Source organism: Qipengyuania pelagi (assembly GCF_009827295.1).
Taxonomy (GTDB): Bacteria; Pseudomonadota; Alphaproteobacteria; order Sphingomonadales; family Sphingomonadaceae; genus Qipengyuania; species Qipengyuania pelagi.
In genome coordinates this window covers 36,021-53,816 of sequence record NZ_WTYD01000003.1, presented here as the reverse complement: position 1 = coordinate 53,816, position 17,796 = coordinate 36,021, and the positions used below count along the sequence as shown (strand labels likewise).

Below are 17,796 nucleotides of genomic sequence, written 5' to 3'. Positions count from 1 at the left end.
GAGGGATAAATCAGGGGCGGTGGAGGCGGGCGATCGGCCATCAGGCGACCGCCCCACCCCGATCATTCGGCAGCGATCGCGAGGCCGTCATCGTCCTCGTCGTCGGCCAAGTTCTTCAGCTCGACATTGAGGCCCAGGCTGCGCATTTCCTTGACGAGAACGTTGAAGCTCTCCGGAATGCCTGCCTCGAAGGTGTCGTCGCCCTTGACGATCGCTTCGTAGACCTTGGTCCGCCCGATCACGTCGTCCGACTTGACCGTGAGGATTTCCTGCAAGGTATACGCCGCGCCGTAGGCCTGAAGCGCCCATACCTCCATCTCACCGAAGCGCTGGCCGCCGAACTGCGCCTTACCGCCCAGCGGCTGCTGGGTGACGAGCGAGTACGGACCAATCGAACGCGCGTGGATCTTGTCGTCCACGAGGTGGTGGAGCTTGAGCATGTAGATGATGCCCACAGTCACCTTGCGGTCGAACGCCTCGCCGGTGCGGCCGTCATAGAGGACCGACTGGCCCGAGCTGTGAAGCCCGGCCTTCTCCAGCTGCACGGTGACGTCTCCTTCGCGCGCGCCGTCGAACACCGGCGTACCCATCGGAACGCCCGCGCGCAGATTGCCCGCGAGTTCGACCACTTCTTCCACCGACCGGCTGTCGATGTCCTCGTGATACTGCTCGCCATAGACGTCCTTGAGGCGATCCACGACCGCTTCGGGCGGCTTGGCCTTGGCGTAATCCTCGGCCGCGTTCGGATTGGCGGCCTTCCAGTCTTCGAGCGCCGTCCCGATCTGCATCCCCAGATTGCGGGCCGCCATGCCGAGATGGGTTTCGAAGATCTGTCCGACATTCATGCGCGACGGCACGCCCAGCGGGTTGAGCACGATGTCGACCGGGGTCCCGTCCTCGAGGAACGGCATGTCCTCGATGGGCAGGATGCGACTGATGACACCCTTGTTCCCGTGGCGGCCGGCCATCTTGTCGCCCGGCTGCAGCTTGCGCTTCACCGCCACGAAGACCTTGACCATCTTCAGCACGCCCGGTGCCAGTTCGTCGCCGCGTTCGAGCTTTTCCTTACGGTCCTCGAACTTGTCGTCGATCAGCTTGACCGCGGAATCGTATTGCGACTTCACCGCTTCGATCTGGGCCTGGCGATTGTCGTCGGCCACCGCGAACTTGAACCATTCGTGGCGATCGATCCCTTCGAGCAGCTCCTCGTCGATCTCCGAGCCCTTCTTCACGCCCTTGGGCGCGGCCGAGGCCGTCTGGCCGAGCAGCATGTCCTTGAGGCGGTTATAGGTCGCGCGGTTGAGGATCGAGCGTTCGTCCGCCGCGTCCTTGCGGAGGCGTTCGATTTCCTCGTTCTGGATCGCGCGCGTACGGTCGTCGATCTCGATACCGTGGCGGTTGAAGACGCGCACCTCGACCACGGTCCCGGCCACGCCCGGCGGCAGGCGGAGCGAGGTGTCGCGCACGTCGCTGGCCTTTTCGCCGAAGATGGCGCGCAGGAGCTTTTCTTCCGGCGTCATCGGGCTTTCGCCCTTGGGCGTGATCTTGCCCGCCAGGATGTCGCCCGGATGCACTTCCGCGCCGATATAGACGATGCCCGCCTCGTCGAGGTTGCGCAAAGCTTCCTCGCCGACATTCGGGATGTCGCGGGTGATGTCTTCCGGGCCCAGCTTGGTGTCGCGGGCCATGACCTCGAATTCCTCGATATGGATCGAGGTGAACACGTCGTCCTTAACGATGCGTTCGCTGATCAGGATCGAGTCTTCGTAATTGTACCCGTTCCACGGCATGAAGGCGACGAGGCTGTTGCGGCCCAGCGCCAGCTCGCCGAGATCGGTCGAGGGACCGTCGGCGATGATGTCGCCGGGTTCGACCGCGTCGCCCACCTTCACCAGCGGACGCTGGTTGATGCAGGTGTCCTGGTTCGAGCGCTGGAACTTCTGCAGCGTGTAGATGTCGACGCCCGACTGGCCGGCCTCGACCTCGCCGATGGCGCGGATCACGATGCGGGTCGCGTCGACCTGGTCGACCACGCCGCCGCGCGTCGCGGTGATCGCGGCACCCGAATCGCGCGCCACGGTCTCTTCCATACCTGTGCCGACCCAGGGCGCTTCCGCCCGGACCAGCGGAACGGCCTGACGCTGCATGTTGGCGCCCATCAGCGCGCGGTTGGCGTCATCGTTTTCCAGGAACGGAATGAGCGAGGCACCGACCGAGACGAGCTGCTTGGGGCTGACATCCATCAGCGTGATCGTTTCGCGCGGAGCCATCAGGTTGTCGCCGCTCTGACGCGCCGAGACCAGCTCTTCCACGAAGCCGCCATTCTCGTCGAGCTCGGCGGAGGCCTGCGCGACGGTGTGCTTCTGCTCTTCCATCGCGGACAGGTAGATCACCTCGTCGGTGACCTTGTTGTCCTTCACCTTGCGATACGGCGTCTCGATGAAGCCGTACTTGTTGACGCGCGCAAAGGTCGAGAGCGAGTTGATCAGGCCGATATTCGGGCCTTCCGGCGTCTCGATCGGGCAGATGCGGCCGTAATGGGTCGGGTGAACGTCGCGGACTTCGAAGCCCGCGCGCTCACGCGTCAGACCGCCCGGCCCGAGCGCGGAGACGCGGCGCTTATGCGTCACTTCCGAGAGCGGATTGGTCTGGTCCATGAACTGCGAAAGCTGGCTGGAGCCGAAGAATTCGCGCACGGCCGCCACGGCGGGCTTTGCGTTGATGAGGTCGTTCGGCATCACCGTCGACACGTCGACGCTGCTCATGCGCTCCTTCACGGCGCGTTCCATGCGCAGCAGGCCGACGCGGTACTGGTTTTCCAGCAGCTCGCCCACCGAACGCACGCGGCGATTGCCGAGATTGTCGATATCGTCGACCTCGCCCTTGCCGTCCTTGAGGTTCACCAGCTCCTTGACCACCGCGAGGATGTCTTCCTTGCGCAGCGTGGTGACGGTGTCCTCGGCATCGAGGTCGAGGCGCATGTTGAGCTTCACGCGGCCGACCGCGCTCAGATCGTAGCGGTCGGCGTCGAAGAACAGGCCTTCGAACAGCGCTTCTGCGGTTTCCTTGGTCGGCGGTTCGCCCGGACGCATGACCTTGTAGATCGCTTCCAGACCTTCGTCGCGGTTCTCGGCCTTGTCGGCTTCGAGCGTGTTGCGCATCCAGGGGCCGGTGTTGACGTCGTCGATGTCTAGCAGGTCGATCCGGTCGATGCCCGCGGCGTCGAGCTTTTCGAGGTTCTCGGGCGAGACTTCCTCGCCCGCTTCGATATAGATGCGGCCCGTGCTCTCGTCGATCATGTCGCGCGCGGCGTAGCGGGCAAAGATTTCCTCGGTCGGCAGCAGCAGCGTCTCGAGCCCGTCCTTCGCCGCCTTGTTCGCGGCGCGCGGGCTGATCTTGTCACCCGCCTTGAAGACTTCCTCGCCAGTCTTAGCATCGATCAGCGGGAAGGCCGGCTTGTGGCCGCGCCATGCTTCGGGGACGAACGGGATCTGCCACCCGTCCTTGGCACGCTCCCAGGTCTTCTTTTCATAGAAGACGTCGAGGATGTCCTCGCTGTCGAGGCCGAGGGCGAACAGGAGCGAGGTGACCGGCAGCTTGCGCTTGCGGTCGATACGCACGTTGACGATGTCCTTGGCGTCGAATTCGAAATCGAGCCACGACCCACGATAGGGGATGATCCGCGCGGCGAACAGCAGCTTGCCCGAGGAATGGGTCTTGCCGCGATCGTGATCGAACAGGACACCCGGCGAACGGTGCATCTGCGAGACGATGACGCGCTCGGTCCCGTTGATGACGAAGGTGCCGTTGCTCGTCATGAGCGGCATGTCGCCCATGTAGACGTCCTGTTCCTTGATATCGAGGACGGAGCGGGTTTCGGTTTCCTGGTCCACCTCGAACACGATCAGGCGCAAGGTCACCTTCATCGGGGCGGCATAGGTGATGCCGCGCTGGCGGCATTCGACGATGTCGTATTTCGGCGGTTCGAGTTCGTAATGGACGAAATCGAGCTCGGCGGTGCCGGCGAAGTCGCGGATCGGGAAAACGCTACGCAGGGTCTTTTCCAGGCCGGAGACGTAATCGATCTCCTTGTTCGAACGCAGGAACTGCTCGTAGCTCTCGCGCTGGACCTCGATCAGGTTCGGCATATCGACGACTTCGTGGATGTCGCCGAAGATCTTGCGGATGCGCCGCTTCGCGGTGCCGGACGCCTTGGACTTGGTCGGGATTTTCGCCTTGGTAGCCATACAGGACTTTCGCCTTTTTCTAGCAGTGCCGGACCTGCCCGCGATGGGAGGCCGCAAATTCAACTCTCGCGCTGAAGATCCATGCCGACGCGAACAGGCCGCAGCGGATCGCCGACCGGCCCTTCGATGAGGGTATCCGTCGGCAGCTGCAGCTCTTTTATCAAGCGTCGCGATATGGAAACGCCGCTTCCATCCTGGTGCCGATTCCCGCGCATGAATCGGAACTCGCTCGAAGCGTGCGGTCGCGGCGGCATATAGGGTGGCAAACGGCGGGGGTCAACAGGTGCAGCCCTAGGCAAGGGAATGGTCAGATTGACGATTGGGCCCCTACACAATTCTCGAAAAGCGATAAGCAATTTATCGATTGACGATAAGGACGGACAAGGCCATATCGAATTTCGATAAGTGATCCTGGAGATTCGACCAATGCTGAGAACGGCGATCTGGATGCTGCGGGCAGCGAATTGGCTGAATTGGATAGCGGGGGCGCTGTTCGCCTTGCTGCTGGCGATGATGGTGACCGATCCCGACCAGTTCCGTACGATGTTCGATCGGGCCTTCGAAGGTCCTCGCTCTGTCGAAGCTTTATTCTTCTGGCTCAAGTTCGCCTGCGTCTGCGTGTTCGTAGTCGTTGGAGCCGCCCATCTTATCTTCACGCGGCTGATCGCCATGCTTCGTGATACGCAGGCAGGCGCGGCTTTTACCGAAACAAATGCAAAGCGCCTCGCCACCATCGCCTGGGCGCTGCTTGCGATCAATCTGGTCGATCTGGCCTTTGGACAGGTTTCGGTCTGGGCGAGCGCGACGAGCGGCGAATATCTCGGCTGGTCGCTGTCCCTGACCGGCTGGTTCGCCGTGCCGCTGCTGCTGGTGCTGGCGCGCATCTTCAAGGAAGGCGCGATCATGCGCGACGATCTTGAGGGCACAGTCTGATGCCGGTCCGGGTCAAACTCGACGATCTGCTCCACGCGCGGCGAATGACGCTGACCGACCTCGCCGACCGCGTTGGCCTCACGCTTGCCAACCTGTCGATCCTCAAGACCGGCAAGGCCAAGGCGATCCGTTTCTCGACGCTCGAGGCGATCTGTCGCGAGCTCGACTGCCAACCGGGCGATTTGCTTGGATATGAAGAAGAGGGGAATTGACGCGATGTGGACCGACGTAAAGACCATCTATCGAGAATCATGGAGGTTCGCTCTCTCCTTTCCACTGTTGTTCCTGATCCCGGTTCTGGTGGAGATGGCGCAGCACGTCGTCGAGCTGCAGGCGAGCATGTATTTCGATCTGGCGGGTGCGAAAGCGGCGGAAGGCGATCCGCTACGGCTTTGGTTCGGCTTTGCGAAGACACTGGCGATCGGACTGCCCGGCTATTGGTTCGTCCGCTATCTTCTGCTGGGCGATCCGGCCCGTGCGGTGCGGATCGAGTGGCCAGCGATCGGCTTGTTCGCTCTTGTCTTCGCCTTCGCCGGCGCGCAGTCTTGGTGGGCTCTTTTCGGCCCCAACCTCCTCGCGCCACTGGGGCTTGAAGGTTTGGCTGTCGATATCACGAGCGGCGTGGCCCAGCAGGTAATGATGATCTACCTCACCGCTTGGGCCGTGGCTTGGGCGTTGGGGAATGCGCGGATCGGCCCGTTACGCTCGGTGGCCATCATGCGCGGTTCGTTCTGGTATGCGATCGCTTTGCTCGTGGCGGGTTTCCTGCCACTGATGGTCCCTCATTACGGACTGGCCATAGCGGCGATGAAATGGGCGCCCGTCTGGCTAGACTGGGTCTTGATGATAATCGATTCTCTAGTGGTCGGCTTCCTTGCACTGACCATGGCCGGGTCCGCCGCTCTCGCGGCCGGGCACGCGGCCCGGCGCACAGATATCGACCTCGCACCTCCTACGGAAAACCAATTCTTTCGCGATGCAAAAATTCCGCTTGGCAGCGCTTCCAAATAAGGCGATAATGTGACGGCCAAATCGCGGCGCGCCAATCTCGACGCGCTCTAACCGGCAAAGGACATTTACCCATGAAGAAGCTCGCTCTTATCGCTCTCCCGCTCGCTTTCGGCCTCGTCGCTTGCGACAACGCCGCCGAAGATACCGTTGCGGAGCCCGTCGCCACCGAAACCGAAGTCATGACCACCGAGCCGATGGCCGCTGAAACCCCGATGGCCGGCGAAACCCCGATGGAAGAAACCGTGACCGAAGACACCATGGTCACCGAAACCCCGGCTCCGGAAGCCACCGAAACCCCGATGTAATAGGCTTTCGGGTGGGGCCTGGCTCCACCCGGACCTTTCGGATGAAGGGCCCCGCCGCCTATTGGCCGGGGCCCTTTTTCGTGTCCGCCCCGGACCGAAGCGACAGATTTTTCGGAACTTTCACCGATTGTGGCGATTTCATGGCCGTAATCTTCCCCACCATCAGGAGACCGTCATGAACAAGCTTGCTCTTATCGCCGCCCTTCCCGTCGCCCTCTCGCTCGCCGCCTGTGGCGAATCGGCGGACGAAGTCGACGGCACCGATACCACCTCGATGGAGCCCGCCGCGGTCGAGCCTATGGACCAGGGCATGACCGAGACGCCGATGGCCGATGACGCCATGAGCGAAGACGGGACCATGAACGATGACGGGACTATGAACGAAGACGGCATGGCCGCCGACCCGATGATGGAAACGCCGGTTCCCGACGCCACCGAAACGCCGATGTAAGCGGCACACCCTCTTTTCGCGGCATCCGTGCTTCAGGCTTTCACTTGACTCGGACGCACCCGACGCTAAAGGCCCGCCCACGAATGGCGGGCCTTTTCGTTTTCGCGAACAGGTATCCGGCATTCAGCCGTCCGAGACAGTTGGTGACCGGGATCTGCCGGTCTTAATTTCCAGCCTAGACGGGGAAACGAGATTTATTCGGCCCTGCCGCGTGCAAGGCCGTCCGGCGTGTATCGCTCCTGAAGTCGATGCGCCCTCCTTCCCCATCACTGGACAGGTTCGTGCCGATCAGCGGCATGGATCGATTTGAGCCGGCCGTGCGGGAGCCATCCCGAGCGGCCATAGTGCCAACCGCATGGCCAGCCATGCGGCGCACATTGTGAAGGAGTATGGCATGGATCGTTCGCAGAAAGCCGATTCGGTCGCCGAGCTCAACGCAGTCTTCGCCGAGGCGGGCGTGGTGGTCGTCACCCGCAACCTCGGCCTCACGGTGGCCCAGTCCACCGAACTGAGGCAGAAGATGCGCGACGCTGGCGCGACCTACAAGGTTGCGAAGAATCGCCTCGCCAAGCTCGCCCTGAAGGACACCGATTACACCGGTATCGACGAATATCTGAGCGGGCCTACCGCGCTCGCCTATTCGACCGATCCGGTTGCGGCCGCGAAGGTCGCGGTGGACTTCGCCAAGACCAACGACAAGCTTGAAATCGTCGGTGGTTCCATGGGGGCGAGCGTGCTCGACGAAGCCGGGATCAAGGCACTCGCCTCGATGCCCTCGCTCGACGAGCTGCGCGGCACGATCGTGGGTCTTGTCAATGCGCCGGCCACCAAGGTCGTCCGCACGATCAAGGAACCCGTATCGATGCTCGCACGCGTCTTCGGTGCCTATGGCGCCAAGGAAGCGGCGTAAGCGATTTACCGCAGAAGCAAACATTCTCGGGACGCCTCTGTCCCAGCTGAAATTTGGAGTGAAATATCATGGCCGATATCGCCAAGCTTGTCGAAGAACTGAGCAAACTGACCGTCATGGAAGCCGCCGAGCTTGCCAAGGCGCTGGAAGAAGAGTGGGGCGTTAGCGCCGCCGCTGCCGTTGCCGTCGCGGGTCCCGCCGCCGGTGGCGATGCCCCCGCAGCCGAAGAAAAGGACGAATTCGACGTCGTCCTGACCGGCGACGGTGGCAAGAAGATCCAGGTCATCAAGGAAGTCCGCGCCATCACCGGTCTGGGCCTGGGCGAAGCCAAGGCGCTCGTCGAAGGCGCGCCGAAGCCCATCAAGGAAGGCGTCAACAAGGCGGAAGCCGAAGAAATCAAGGGCAAGATCGAAGCCGCTGGCGGCACGGTCGAACTCAAGTAATCTTCGGATCGCTTTTGCGAGACACAGGAAAGGGCGGTGCCGCGAGGCGCCGCCCTTTTCGTTTGTCCGCTTTCGGGCGACGGCGCCCGCACCCGTGTCGGACCCAACAAAAAAGGCGCCGCCCCAGGGGCAGCGCCTCTTTTACGAAGCGTAAGCTTCGCGTCGGCTCAGCAATTGCCTTCGACGCCGTCGACGCAATCGCCAACCGATTCCACGTCGGCCGCTGCACCGCGTACCGTGTTACAGGCGGACAGCAGAACGATCGAGCTGCCCAGCGCCAGCATGGTTACGAACTTCTTCATGGCGTCTCTCCGAGTTATTTCCGGCATGCGACCTTCCGCGCGCCGACGCGGATACAACCGCGAACCGTCGGACCGGTTCCTTCGATCGCGCGGCACCCTCCTGTTTCCGCGTCGAAACTCTCTCAGATTTTCCAGTTCAGCCGCACGCCCATCATGTCGATGCCGGGGTTCTGCTCGCGATTGAACAGGCGGGCATTGCTGATGTGGACCCAGCTCGCCTCCACCGAGACGCGCTCCGACAGATCCGTCCCGATCGCGATCTCGGGTTCGAAGAGCACGCGACTGCCCAGATCGGTGCGAATGCGGGTGGCGGGGTCGACGCGCAATTCGGGCGCGTTGTGGAGCGCGAGGCCAACGCCGGGGCGGATATAGACCGGGCCCGCGTCCACCTTCCACGACAGACCGGCGGCCACGAAATCGGTGCCGCCCTCTTCGCTGTTGAGCGATCCGAAGACATGCGCGGACGGCTTGCCGATGACGCGCAAGGCCTCGATCGGATCGCTGCGCACGCCGATCTGGACGTCCGCTCCGCCTTCCCCGGTATCGAATGTGAACGGCGTGTCGACCGCGTGGGCGTAGACACCGCCGAACAGCTCGCCTGCCTGCGCGGGAACGGCGAGACCGGTTGCGAGGGCGGCGGCAAGGATGGAAAGGCGCATGGTGCGAAGGACCCCTCTGCTTGAGACGGGTGTGCCTCTGCTGCATCGCATCTTTCTTGAAGCTGAAGCGCCTGACCGCTGGCGATTGCCTTGATCGCGCCCTGTCCCTATCCGGTGCGGCTGTCCTGACCGGGCGGCACGCACTGTCATGGATACCAATCCGACCTCCTCGCCCCTGCCTCCCGAAGTCCTCGGCGGCAGAGATGGCTGGCGCGGCGAATTCGCCGCCACGCTGCGGCTGAGCTGGCCGCTGGCGGCGGCGAACCTGTTGCAGATGCTGACCTATGCGGTCGACGTGATCTTCATCGCGCGGCTGGGCGAGGCACAACTGGCCGCCTCCGCGCTCGCCGTGGCGCTGTTCGGCCTCGTCCTGTGGGCGATGAGCGGGCTGACCGGCGCGGTCGCGCCCGTGATCGCCGCCGATCTCGGCGCGCGCGCTCCGGCGCTGCGGCCGGTCCGGCGCGGTATCCGCATGGCGCTGTGGCTGGCGGTGATGAGCGGCGCTCTCGGTATGGCGCTGTGCCTTCTGCTCGTCCCCCTGATGCGCGCGACGGGGCAGGACGCGGCGATCATCGGCCTCGCGAGCGAGTACAACATCGTCATCATCTGGTCGCTGGTGCCGATGCTGTTCAACAACGTGTTGCGCAGCTTCGTCTCCGCGCTCGACCGCCCGATCGTCGCGACCCTGATCACAGCTGCGGGCATCGGAGTGAACGCGCTCGCCAATTACGCTTTCATCTTCGGCAATTTCGGGATGCCCGAACTGGGCCTCAAAGGGGCTGGCGTCGCCACGATCATCACCGCGCTGGTGACGCTGGCGGCCTATATCATCGTCATCCGCCTCGACCCGCGCCTCCACCGCTATCGCATCTTCGGACGCTGGTGGGCGCCGGACTGGGCGCGGTTCGGCCAGATCGTTCGGATCGGGACGCCAATCGCGCTGACGATCACGGCGGAGGCGGGCATTTTCGGGGCCGCCGCCTTCCTGATGGGCAATATCGGCACTGCGCAACTGGCCGCGCACACGGTCGCCCTGCAGATCGCGGCGCTCGCCTTCCAGGTGCCTTTCGGCGTCGGTCAGGCGGCGACGATCCGGGTCGGCTATTTCTATGGCGCGCGCGACACTGAGGGGATGAAGCGCGCCGGTTGGGCCGCGATCGCGATCGGGACGGGTTTCATGGGGGCGACCGCGCTCGCGATGATCGTCGCGCCGCGCTATCTGCTCGCGATCTATGTCGATCCCTGGGACCCGGCCAATGCCGTGCTGATCGGCTATGCGCTGACCTATATCGTCATCGCAGCCGCCTTCCAGCTGTTCGACGGGATGCAGGCCGTGGCGGCGGGCGCGCTGCGCGGGCTTCAGGATACGCGCGTGCCGATGTGGATCGCCGCCTTCGCCTATTGGGTGCCGGGGATCGGCACGGCGCTGGTGCTCGGCTTCCTGACGCCTTTAGAGGGCGTGGGCGTGTGGATCGGCCTCGCCACCGGGCTGACCGTGGCCGCCGCGCTGCTAATCTGGCGCTGGGCGGCGCGGGACCGGCTGGGACTTACGAACGCGTAAGCCAGCCCCTAGGCTGCTTTCGTCGTGATCTCGCGCTGCGGGAAGGGGATCGAGATGCCGACCGCGTCGAAGCGCGCCTTGGCCTTCTCCGTCAGGTCCCAGGTCAGCCCCAGATAATCGCCCGTCGCGCACCAGACGCGCAGACCGATCCCAACCGAACTGTCGTCCAGCGAAGCGACGAAGGCGGCGGGCGCCGGTTCGGGCAGCACGCGTTCGTCCGCCTCGGCCAGCTTCAGCAATTCCTCGCGCGCCTGCTGCATATCGTCGCCATAGCCGATCCCCACGGTCAGCTCGAACCGGCGGGTCGGGTGGCGGTTGAAATTGACGATCGGCTGGTTCCACAATTCGGAATTCGGGATCATCACGAACAATCCGTCGAACTGCTTCAGTTCGGTCGTGAACAGGCCGATATCCTGGACCACGGCGGTGATATTGCCGACCGAGATCCCTTCGCCGACGCGGAAGGGTTTCTGAACCAGGATCATCACGCCCGACGCGACATTGGACAGCGTTCCCTGCAAGGCCAGCCCGACCGCCAGCGCCATGCCGCCGAGCGCGGCGAGAATGCTGGTGGTCTGCACTCCGAACTGCGCCAGCACGGTGACGATGACGAGCGCCCAGAGCGCATATTTGATGATGTTGGCGAGGAACTGGCTGACCGTGGCATCGAGCCGGGACGAGCGCGCGAGGGCCATGCGCGCCCAGCGCGACAGCAGCCCTGCCACCAGCAGGCCGATCACCAGCACCGCGAAGGCGCCGACGATCTCCATCATGTTGACTCTGAGCCACATGAAAAGCTGTTCGGGGATGGTGAGAGCGGCGATGTCCTTTTCGGTCGTCACGATGGCGGCCTCTTGTCTTTGAATCTAAGGTTTGCGTCCCGTTTGCGCGGCCCGATAGCGAAACGGGCGCTCTCTGGCCAGCCGCGCGCCCCAGCGGGGTTCGGCGCACCGTCCGGCCAGCGCCCGCAACGCCCTGCCGGACATGACGCGATTTTTGCGGCTGCGATCGTTGACACCGCATCACCCCATCCACATATGCGCGCCGCTGGCACTCTCCATAAGCGAGTGCCAACTCGCAATTCATCACCTTTCGAACAGGTAAAGAGGTACATCATGGCATTTCGTCCACTGCATGACCGCGTTCTGGTCCGTCGCATCGAAGCCGACGAAAAGACCGCAGGCGGCATCATCATTCCCGACAGCGCCAAGGAAAAGCCCAGCGAAGGCGAGATCGTCGCCGTCGGTTCGGGCGCCCGTGCCGATGACGGCACCGTCACCCCGCTCGATGTCAAGGCAGGCGACCGCGTCCTGTTCGGCAAGTGGTCGGGCACCGAGGTCAAGCTCGACGGCGAAGACCTGCTGATCATGAAGGAAAGCGACATCATGGGGATCCTCGGCTGATTGCCGATCTCTGACGCTTTCTTTCCAATCCATTCAATTCAGGAGAAACCAACATGGCAGCCAAGGACGTAAAGTTCAGCCGCGACGCGCGCGAAGGCATTCAGCGCGGCGTCGACACCCTCGCCAACGCCGTCAAGGTCACGCTCGGCCCCAAGGGTCGCAACGTCGTCATCGACAAGAGCTTCGGCGCCCCGCGCATCACCAAGGACGGCGTCACCGTCGCCAAGGAAATCGAACTCAAGGACAAGTTCGAGAACATGGGCGCGCAGATGCTCAAGGAAGTCGCTTCCAAGTCGAACGACGCGGCGGGTGACGGCACCACCACCGCCACCGTGCTCGCCCAGTCGATCGTGACCGAGGGCATGAAGTCGGTCGCCGCGGGCATGAACCCGATGGACCTGAAGCGCGGCATCGACCTCGCGGTCGAAAAGGTCGTCGAGAATCTGAAGAGCCGTTCGAAGGACGTCTCGGGTTCCAGCGAGATCGCCCAGGTCGGCATCATTTCCGCCAATGGCGACCGTGAAGTCGGCGAGAAGATCGCCGAAGCCATGGATAAGGTCGGCAAGGAAGGCGTCATCACCGTCGACGAATCGAAGGGCCTCGAATTCGAGCTCGAGACCGTCGAAGGGATGCAGTTCGATCGCGGCTACCTGTCGCCGTACTTCATCACCAACCCGGACAAGATGACGGTCGAACTCGACAACCCGTACATCCTGATCCATGAAAAGAAGCTGTCGAACCTCCAGTCGATGCTTCCGGTGCTCGAAGCCGCGGTCCAGTCGGGCCGTCCGCTGCTGATCATCGCGGAAGACATCGAAGGCGAAGCGCTCGCCACTCTCGTCGTGAACAAGCTGCGCGGCGGCCTGAAGGTCGCGGCGGTCAAGGCCCCCGGCTTCGGCGATCGTCGCAAGGCGATGCTGCAGGACATCGCGATCCTGACCAAGGGCGAGATGATCAGCGAAGATCTCGGCATCAAGCTCGAAAACGTCACGCTCGGAATGCTCGGCGAAGCCAAGCGCGTCACCATCGACAAGGACAACACCACCATCGTCGACGGTGCCGGTGACGAGGCCGACATCAAGGCCCGCGTCGGCGAGATCCGCACCCAGATCGACAACACCTCCAGCGATTACGACCGCGAGAAGCTGCAAGAGCGTCTCGCCAAGCTCGCCGGCGGCGTGGCCGTGATCAAGGTCGGCGGTGCCACCGAAGTCGAGGTGAAGGAGCGCAAGGATCGCGTCGACGACGCGCTGCACGCGACCCGTGCTGCCGTCGAAGAAGGCATCGTCCCCGGTGGCGGCACCGCGTTGCTCTACGCCTCGAAGTCGCTGGACGGCCTTTCGGGCGCGAACGACGACCAGACCCGCGGGATCGACATCGTGCGCCGCGCGCTGACCGCGCCGGTTCGCCAGATTGCGACCAATGCGGGCCATGACGGCGCGGTTGTGTCGGGCAAGCTGTTCGACGGCAACGACGAATCGCTCGGCTTCAACGCCGCGACCGACACCTACGAGAACCTGGTGTCGGCTGGCGTCATCGACCCGACCAAGGTCGTGCGCACGGCGCTTCAGAACGCGGCCTCGGTCGCCGGTCTGCTGATCACCACCGAAGCGGCCATCGTCGAAAAGCCGGAAGACAAGAATTCCGGCGGCGGCATGCCCGACATGGGTGGCATGGGCGGCGGTATGGGCGGCATGGGCTTCTAAGCCCACAACCTCCCGTCCGTTACCGGACCTTTCGAGGGGCCCGGCAGGAGCGATCCTGCCGGGCCCCTTTCGATTCGCAGCTTGGTCTCGATTACGTAATTCTTACGTAAAATTACGCAAAGCCCGTGGTGAGACGATCTTCATCATTCGCCGGTACGACCAGGGCTGCTCCTCCCGGGGCACCGCATGTGCGAACCAACGAAGATTGGACTTTTGCGAAGTGAACCATTCCGGCGCCATCCGCCGAAAATCGGCGGTCACGGTCCATGACTTCCTGTCTTCGCGGGACGGGGAGGAAGGTGTCGCTTCGGATTCGGCCGGCGAGGAGTGCGAGGCGGTTGCCAGCAAGGTATCGCGCCGATCCGAGAAAGAACCGCCAGTAACCGAGCTGGTCGATCCCGAGCCCGCCCCCAAGCGCGAGCAGGCGCGCGAGCGCAGTGCAGGGGAAGAGCTGATGGACAATATCGGCACGTTCCTCCTCGGTAACGACCTCGAGATCACCCCGGCCAATCTGGTTCGCGCGCATGGGATCTTTTCCGGCCAGCACCCCGATTTCGCGTCCCTGACAGCGGAGATGGAAGCGCGCGGCGAGCCGATCACCCAGCAATGGCTCGACACGCTCGCCTGCGAGACCGACAGCACCGAACAGGACCGCGCCGATATCGACCGGCTGGCCGCCAGCCTTCAGAATTCGATCGAGGCCTTCAGCAGCACCGCCCGCGATGCACGCACCGCCGCCGCCGATTATCGCGAGGCGATGGACGATCATGCGCAGCAGGCGGAGCGGATCGATTCCGGCGAGACGGCGGAAGAGCTGCTCTCCCGCGTGTCCGATCTGACGCGGGCGATCCGCGACCAGGCCCAACAGGCCGAGGAAAAGATGCAACGCAGCGAGCGCGAGGCCATCTCGCTGCGCCGCGATCTCGAGGAGGCGCAGCGCGTCGCCAATATCGACCACCTGACCGGGCTTCCCAATCGCCGCGCCCTCGACGAAATGCTGGAACGCCTCTGGGGCGAGGCGCGCGACGTCGATTGGGACGGCTCGGATGCCAGCGACCGCGAACCGGTCGCGGTCGCCTTCTGCGACATCGACAATTTCAAGCCAGTCAACGACATTCACGGCCACGACACGGGCGACAGGGTTCTCCAGATGGTCGCGCGCACCCTTGCCCAGGGCGCGGGCGAGGAGTGTCAGGTGGTTCGCTACGGGGGCGAGGAATTCGTCATCATCTATCGCGGCTTCTCACTGGAAGATGCACGCGACAATCTGGATGCGATCCGCGAAACCCTGTCTAAGCGCCCCTTCATCAACCGCACGACCCGCGAATCGCTAGGGATGATCACCTTCTCCGGCGGAATCGCCGACCTGTTCGCCTTTCCCGACCGCGACAGCGCCCTGCGCGCGGCGGACGAAGCGCTCTATCGGGCCAAGAACGAAGGGCGGGACCGGATCGAACTTGCGATCCCGCCGATCAGCTGACCGGCTTTAGTCAGCTATCCAATCAGCCACCAAGGCGACTGCTTTCCGCCGCGCGGATCTGGTCCTCACTCCAGTTAACCTCGGTCTGGGTCTGCGGATTGAAGACGTCGCCCGGATAGCGGGCCGCGCTCGCCGCCGCGATTTCCTCGGCGGTCAGATATTCGCTCGGCTCCAGCGCCAGCACGTCGAGCCCGCGCGCGATCTCGGTCGCGTAGATGCGGCCCTTGTACCAATAGGCCGACCAGTATCCGGCGGTGACCAGCTGATCCTCGTCCACCGGCCCGCGGTCGAAATAGGCAATCTCGAACGGCTTGGTCGCATCGGTGAAGTCGATCACGCTGATCCCGCCCTGATACCACGCCTGGACGAAGATATCGCGGCCCGGAACGGGGACGATCGATCCGTTATGGGCGACGCAATTCTCCTTGTCGCCCTGCGGCGCGGGCAGCTTGTAGGTGCCGCGATAGACCAGCTTTCCGTCCTCGATCGCGTAGAAGGCATCGGCGCCCCAATTCGTCGGATCGCCCGCCTGGCAACGCGGGCGTGTGCCCCCGCCCCATTCGTCGGTGAAGACCACCTTGCTGCCGTCATTGTTGAAGGTGGCGGAATGCCAATAGGCGAAGCCTTCGTCGGTCACGTCGCTGAGGCGCTTGGGGTTCAGCGGATCGCTGATATCCATGACGATCCCGTTGCCTGAACACGCGCCCGCGGCGATGTTCTTGGACGGGAAGACGGTGATGTCGTGGCACTGGTCGGTGACGCGCGTTTCCTGCGTGCCGTCCCCGTGATCGCCACCGCGCCAGAGCCCGGCGATATTATTCCCTTCCGCGAAGACACGCGGGCTGCCGACGAGGCGGGCCTTGCCGGGATCGGCCACCGGAATCTCGATCACGTCGATACTGAACAGGGCCGTCGCATCGCCCCCATCCTCGAAACAGCCCGCCAGCTCCTGGTCGGGCCGGACGTAGGACGTGCCCGAATTGTAGACCACGATGCGGCGATCGTCCGCCGAAACGACCGAGTGGGTATGGCTGCCACGGCAGGTCTGCACCGCCCCCACCTGGCGCGGCGCGGTCAGATCCGAGATGTCGAAGATGCGCAGACCGCGCATGCGCTCGTCGCTGACACGGCCCTGGACGCCACCGAGGCCGCAATCGAGCCGCGCCCGGCTGTCCTGCACGCTCATCAACAGGAGATCGCCCACGACCGAGACGTCGCCCTGCCCGCCCGGACAGACGGTGGAGCTGACGAGGTTCGGCACGCCGTCCGTGCCGAGGCGGTAGATATTGAAGCCGTGATAGCTGCCGGTGATCAGCAGATCGTCCTTGAACGCCATATCGGTGGACCAGAAGGTCAGCAGCGATCCGCGCTCTCCGAAGCGCGGTTCCTTCTCCTCGCCTTCGAGGATTTCCTCGCGATCCTCGCCATCGGCGCTGGCTTCGGCGTCGGCCTCGCTCTTGTCCTCGATCAGCGGCTGGAGCTGGGCGGGATTGCCGGGATCGAAGAAACCGGCCGCCTTGGGCATGGCAGCGAGGAGGCGCATGTTCGAAATCGCCTCGCCCGCGTCGCGGAAGCCCGCCGCCAGCGTGGCGCGCGGATCGTCCGACAGGCGCGCGAGCAGGGCGTTCATGCGGCCGATCTCGGCGTTCTGATCGTTCACCACCTCATTGGTGAATTCGAACACGGTCGGCTCGTAGGCGGTGCCCGGCGAACGGTGCAGCGTCTCCACCATCGCCACCGCACCCTGGTGGTGCTTCACCATCAGATCGAGGAACATCCGGTCGAAGGCAGTGCCCGACAGCGTCGCGAGTTCGGCCATCTCCTCGGCGCTGGCCATGCCCTGCATCAGCTCGTGCCCCATGTGGGGATCGTGGCCTTCATGGCCCGCAGCGCCCGTCATCGTGGGGCCGGTCACGCTTTCGCCGCGTGCCTCCAGCCATTCGCGCATGAAGTCGATTTCGTCGGCCTGGCTGGCGAGGATGCGATCAGCGGTGTTCTTCACGCGCTCGTCGCTGGCGCGGGTCTTGGCGAGTTCCGCCATCGTGACCGCCTGTCGGTGGTGGAGGATCATGTCCTGCATGAAGCGGACATCGCCGGGCGCATAGCTGACTCCGGTGATCGCGATCGCTTCCTTCGCATCGATCGTGCGCGACGCCTCGCCCGGCGCGCCGGGCAGGACGATGGGGGCATCCTGCGCCGCCAGAGGAGCAGTGGCGGCAGTCGCGAGCAGCGCCGCGGTCAGCGAAAGGCGAAGGGTCATCATAGTTCTCCGAAGGGGAAAATCCGTCTTTGGCCGACTTGCTATCATGCGGGGAGGATTACGCAAATGCCGGGCACTCTTTCCCCTCGCGCAGCGGAGCAAATCGCTCGCTCACCCGTTACCGG

The 17,796-nt window shown here is 63.9% G+C and carries 16 protein-coding genes; 11 read left to right on the top strand and 5 right to left on the bottom strand.

Going from position 1 to position 17,796, the window contains the following annotated elements:
- Positions 1–62: 62 nt before the first annotated feature.
- A complete protein-coding gene (gene rpoB / locus GRI47_RS13735; protein ID WP_160661945.1) occupies positions 63–4,247 on the bottom strand; it encodes a DNA-directed RNA polymerase subunit beta in 4,185 nt (1,394 codons plus the stop codon).
- A 426-nt stretch (positions 4,248–4,673) separates the two neighbouring features.
- On the opposite strand from rpoB, the gene GRI47_RS13730 reads away from it, so the two are divergent.
- The 7 genes from GRI47_RS13730 to rplL all read left to right on the top strand — a co-directional run bounded on the left by GRI47_RS13730 (position 4,674) and on the right by rplL (position 8,300).
- Positions 4,674–5,180: a DUF2975 domain-containing protein gene (locus GRI47_RS13730; RefSeq protein WP_160661944.1), complete on the top strand. Its 507-nt coding sequence runs from the start codon at positions 4,674–4,676 to the stop codon at positions 5,178–5,180.
- On the top strand, positions 5,180–5,392 hold the full coding sequence (locus GRI47_RS13725; RefSeq protein WP_160661943.1) for a helix-turn-helix domain-containing protein: 213 nt from the start codon (positions 5,180–5,182) through the stop codon (positions 5,390–5,392). The genes GRI47_RS13730 and GRI47_RS13725 overlap by 1 nt, the downstream gene beginning before the upstream one ends.
- Positions 5,367–6,191, top strand: coding sequence for a hypothetical protein (locus GRI47_RS13720; protein WP_160661942.1), 825 nt, complete (start codon positions 5,367–5,369; stop codon positions 6,189–6,191). The genes GRI47_RS13725 and GRI47_RS13720 overlap by 26 nt, the downstream gene beginning before the upstream one ends.
- A 71-nt stretch (positions 6,192–6,262) precedes the next feature.
- Positions 6,263–6,496, top strand: a complete 234-nt coding sequence (locus tag GRI47_RS13715; RefSeq protein ID WP_160661941.1) for a hypothetical protein — start codon at positions 6,263–6,265, stop codon at positions 6,494–6,496.
- A 175-nt stretch (positions 6,497–6,671) separates the two neighbouring features.
- Positions 6,672–6,947, top strand: a complete 276-nt coding sequence (locus tag GRI47_RS13710) for a hypothetical protein (protein WP_160661940.1) — start codon at positions 6,672–6,674, stop codon at positions 6,945–6,947.
- 394 nt (positions 6,948–7,341) lie between these two features.
- Positions 7,342–7,857, top strand: a complete 516-nt coding sequence (rplJ, locus tag GRI47_RS13705) for a 50S ribosomal protein L10 (RefSeq protein ID WP_160661939.1) — start codon at positions 7,342–7,344, stop codon at positions 7,855–7,857.
- 68 nt (positions 7,858–7,925) lie between these two features.
- Entirely contained in the window at positions 7,926–8,300 is a 375-nt protein-coding gene (rplL, locus tag GRI47_RS13700) for a 50S ribosomal protein L7/L12 (RefSeq protein ID WP_067680291.1), read from the top strand.
- Between the two features lie 167 nt (positions 8,301–8,467).
- Here the strand turns inward: rplL and GRI47_RS15215 are convergent, their stop codons facing one another.
- Both GRI47_RS15215 and GRI47_RS13695 read right to left on the bottom strand, forming a co-directional pair.
- Positions 8,468–8,602: a hypothetical protein gene (locus GRI47_RS15215; RefSeq protein ID WP_272916530.1), complete on the bottom strand. Its 135-nt coding sequence runs from the start codon at positions 8,600–8,602 to the stop codon at positions 8,468–8,470.
- Between the two features lie 122 nt (positions 8,603–8,724).
- Positions 8,725–9,261, bottom strand: coding sequence for an acyloxyacyl hydrolase (locus GRI47_RS13695; RefSeq protein ID WP_160661938.1), 537 nt, complete (start codon positions 9,259–9,261; stop codon positions 8,725–8,727).
- A gap of 148 nt (positions 9,262–9,409) precedes the next feature.
- Between GRI47_RS13695 and GRI47_RS13690 the strand changes: the two genes are divergently transcribed.
- The gene (locus GRI47_RS13690; protein WP_160661937.1) at positions 9,410–10,822 is read left to right on the top strand and encodes an MATE family efflux transporter; all 1,413 of its coding nucleotides are present in this window, start codon (positions 9,410–9,412) and stop codon (positions 10,820–10,822) included.
- Between the two features lie 8 nt (positions 10,823–10,830).
- Here the strand turns inward: GRI47_RS13690 and GRI47_RS13685 are convergent, their stop codons facing one another.
- The gene (locus GRI47_RS13685) at positions 10,831–11,664 is read right to left on the bottom strand and encodes a mechanosensitive ion channel family protein (RefSeq protein WP_337190707.1); all 834 of its coding nucleotides are present in this window, start codon (positions 11,662–11,664) and stop codon (positions 10,831–10,833) included.
- Between the two features lie 273 nt (positions 11,665–11,937).
- Here GRI47_RS13685 and groES point away from each other — a divergent pair, with 273 nt between their 5' ends.
- From groES to GRI47_RS15295, 3 genes are all read left to right on the top strand, one after another.
- Positions 11,938–12,225, top strand: coding sequence for a co-chaperone GroES (gene groES, locus GRI47_RS13680; protein ID WP_160661936.1), 288 nt, complete (start codon positions 11,938–11,940; stop codon positions 12,223–12,225).
- Between the two features lie 53 nt (positions 12,226–12,278).
- On the top strand, positions 12,279–13,931 hold the full coding sequence (groL, locus tag GRI47_RS13675; RefSeq protein ID WP_160661935.1) for a chaperonin GroEL: 1,653 nt from the start codon (positions 12,279–12,281) through the stop codon (positions 13,929–13,931).
- A 220-nt stretch (positions 13,932–14,151) separates the two neighbouring features.
- Positions 14,152–15,411: a diguanylate cyclase domain-containing protein gene (locus GRI47_RS15295; protein ID WP_160661934.1), complete on the top strand. Its 1,260-nt coding sequence runs from the start codon at positions 14,152–14,154 to the stop codon at positions 15,409–15,411.
- A gap of 22 nt (positions 15,412–15,433) precedes the next feature.
- Here GRI47_RS15295 and GRI47_RS13665 read toward each other — a convergent pair whose 3' ends face one another.
- Positions 15,434–17,674, bottom strand: coding sequence for a DUF305 domain-containing protein (locus tag GRI47_RS13665; protein WP_337190706.1), 2,241 nt, complete (start codon positions 17,672–17,674; stop codon positions 15,434–15,436).
- Positions 17,675–17,796 lie beyond the last annotated feature (122 nt).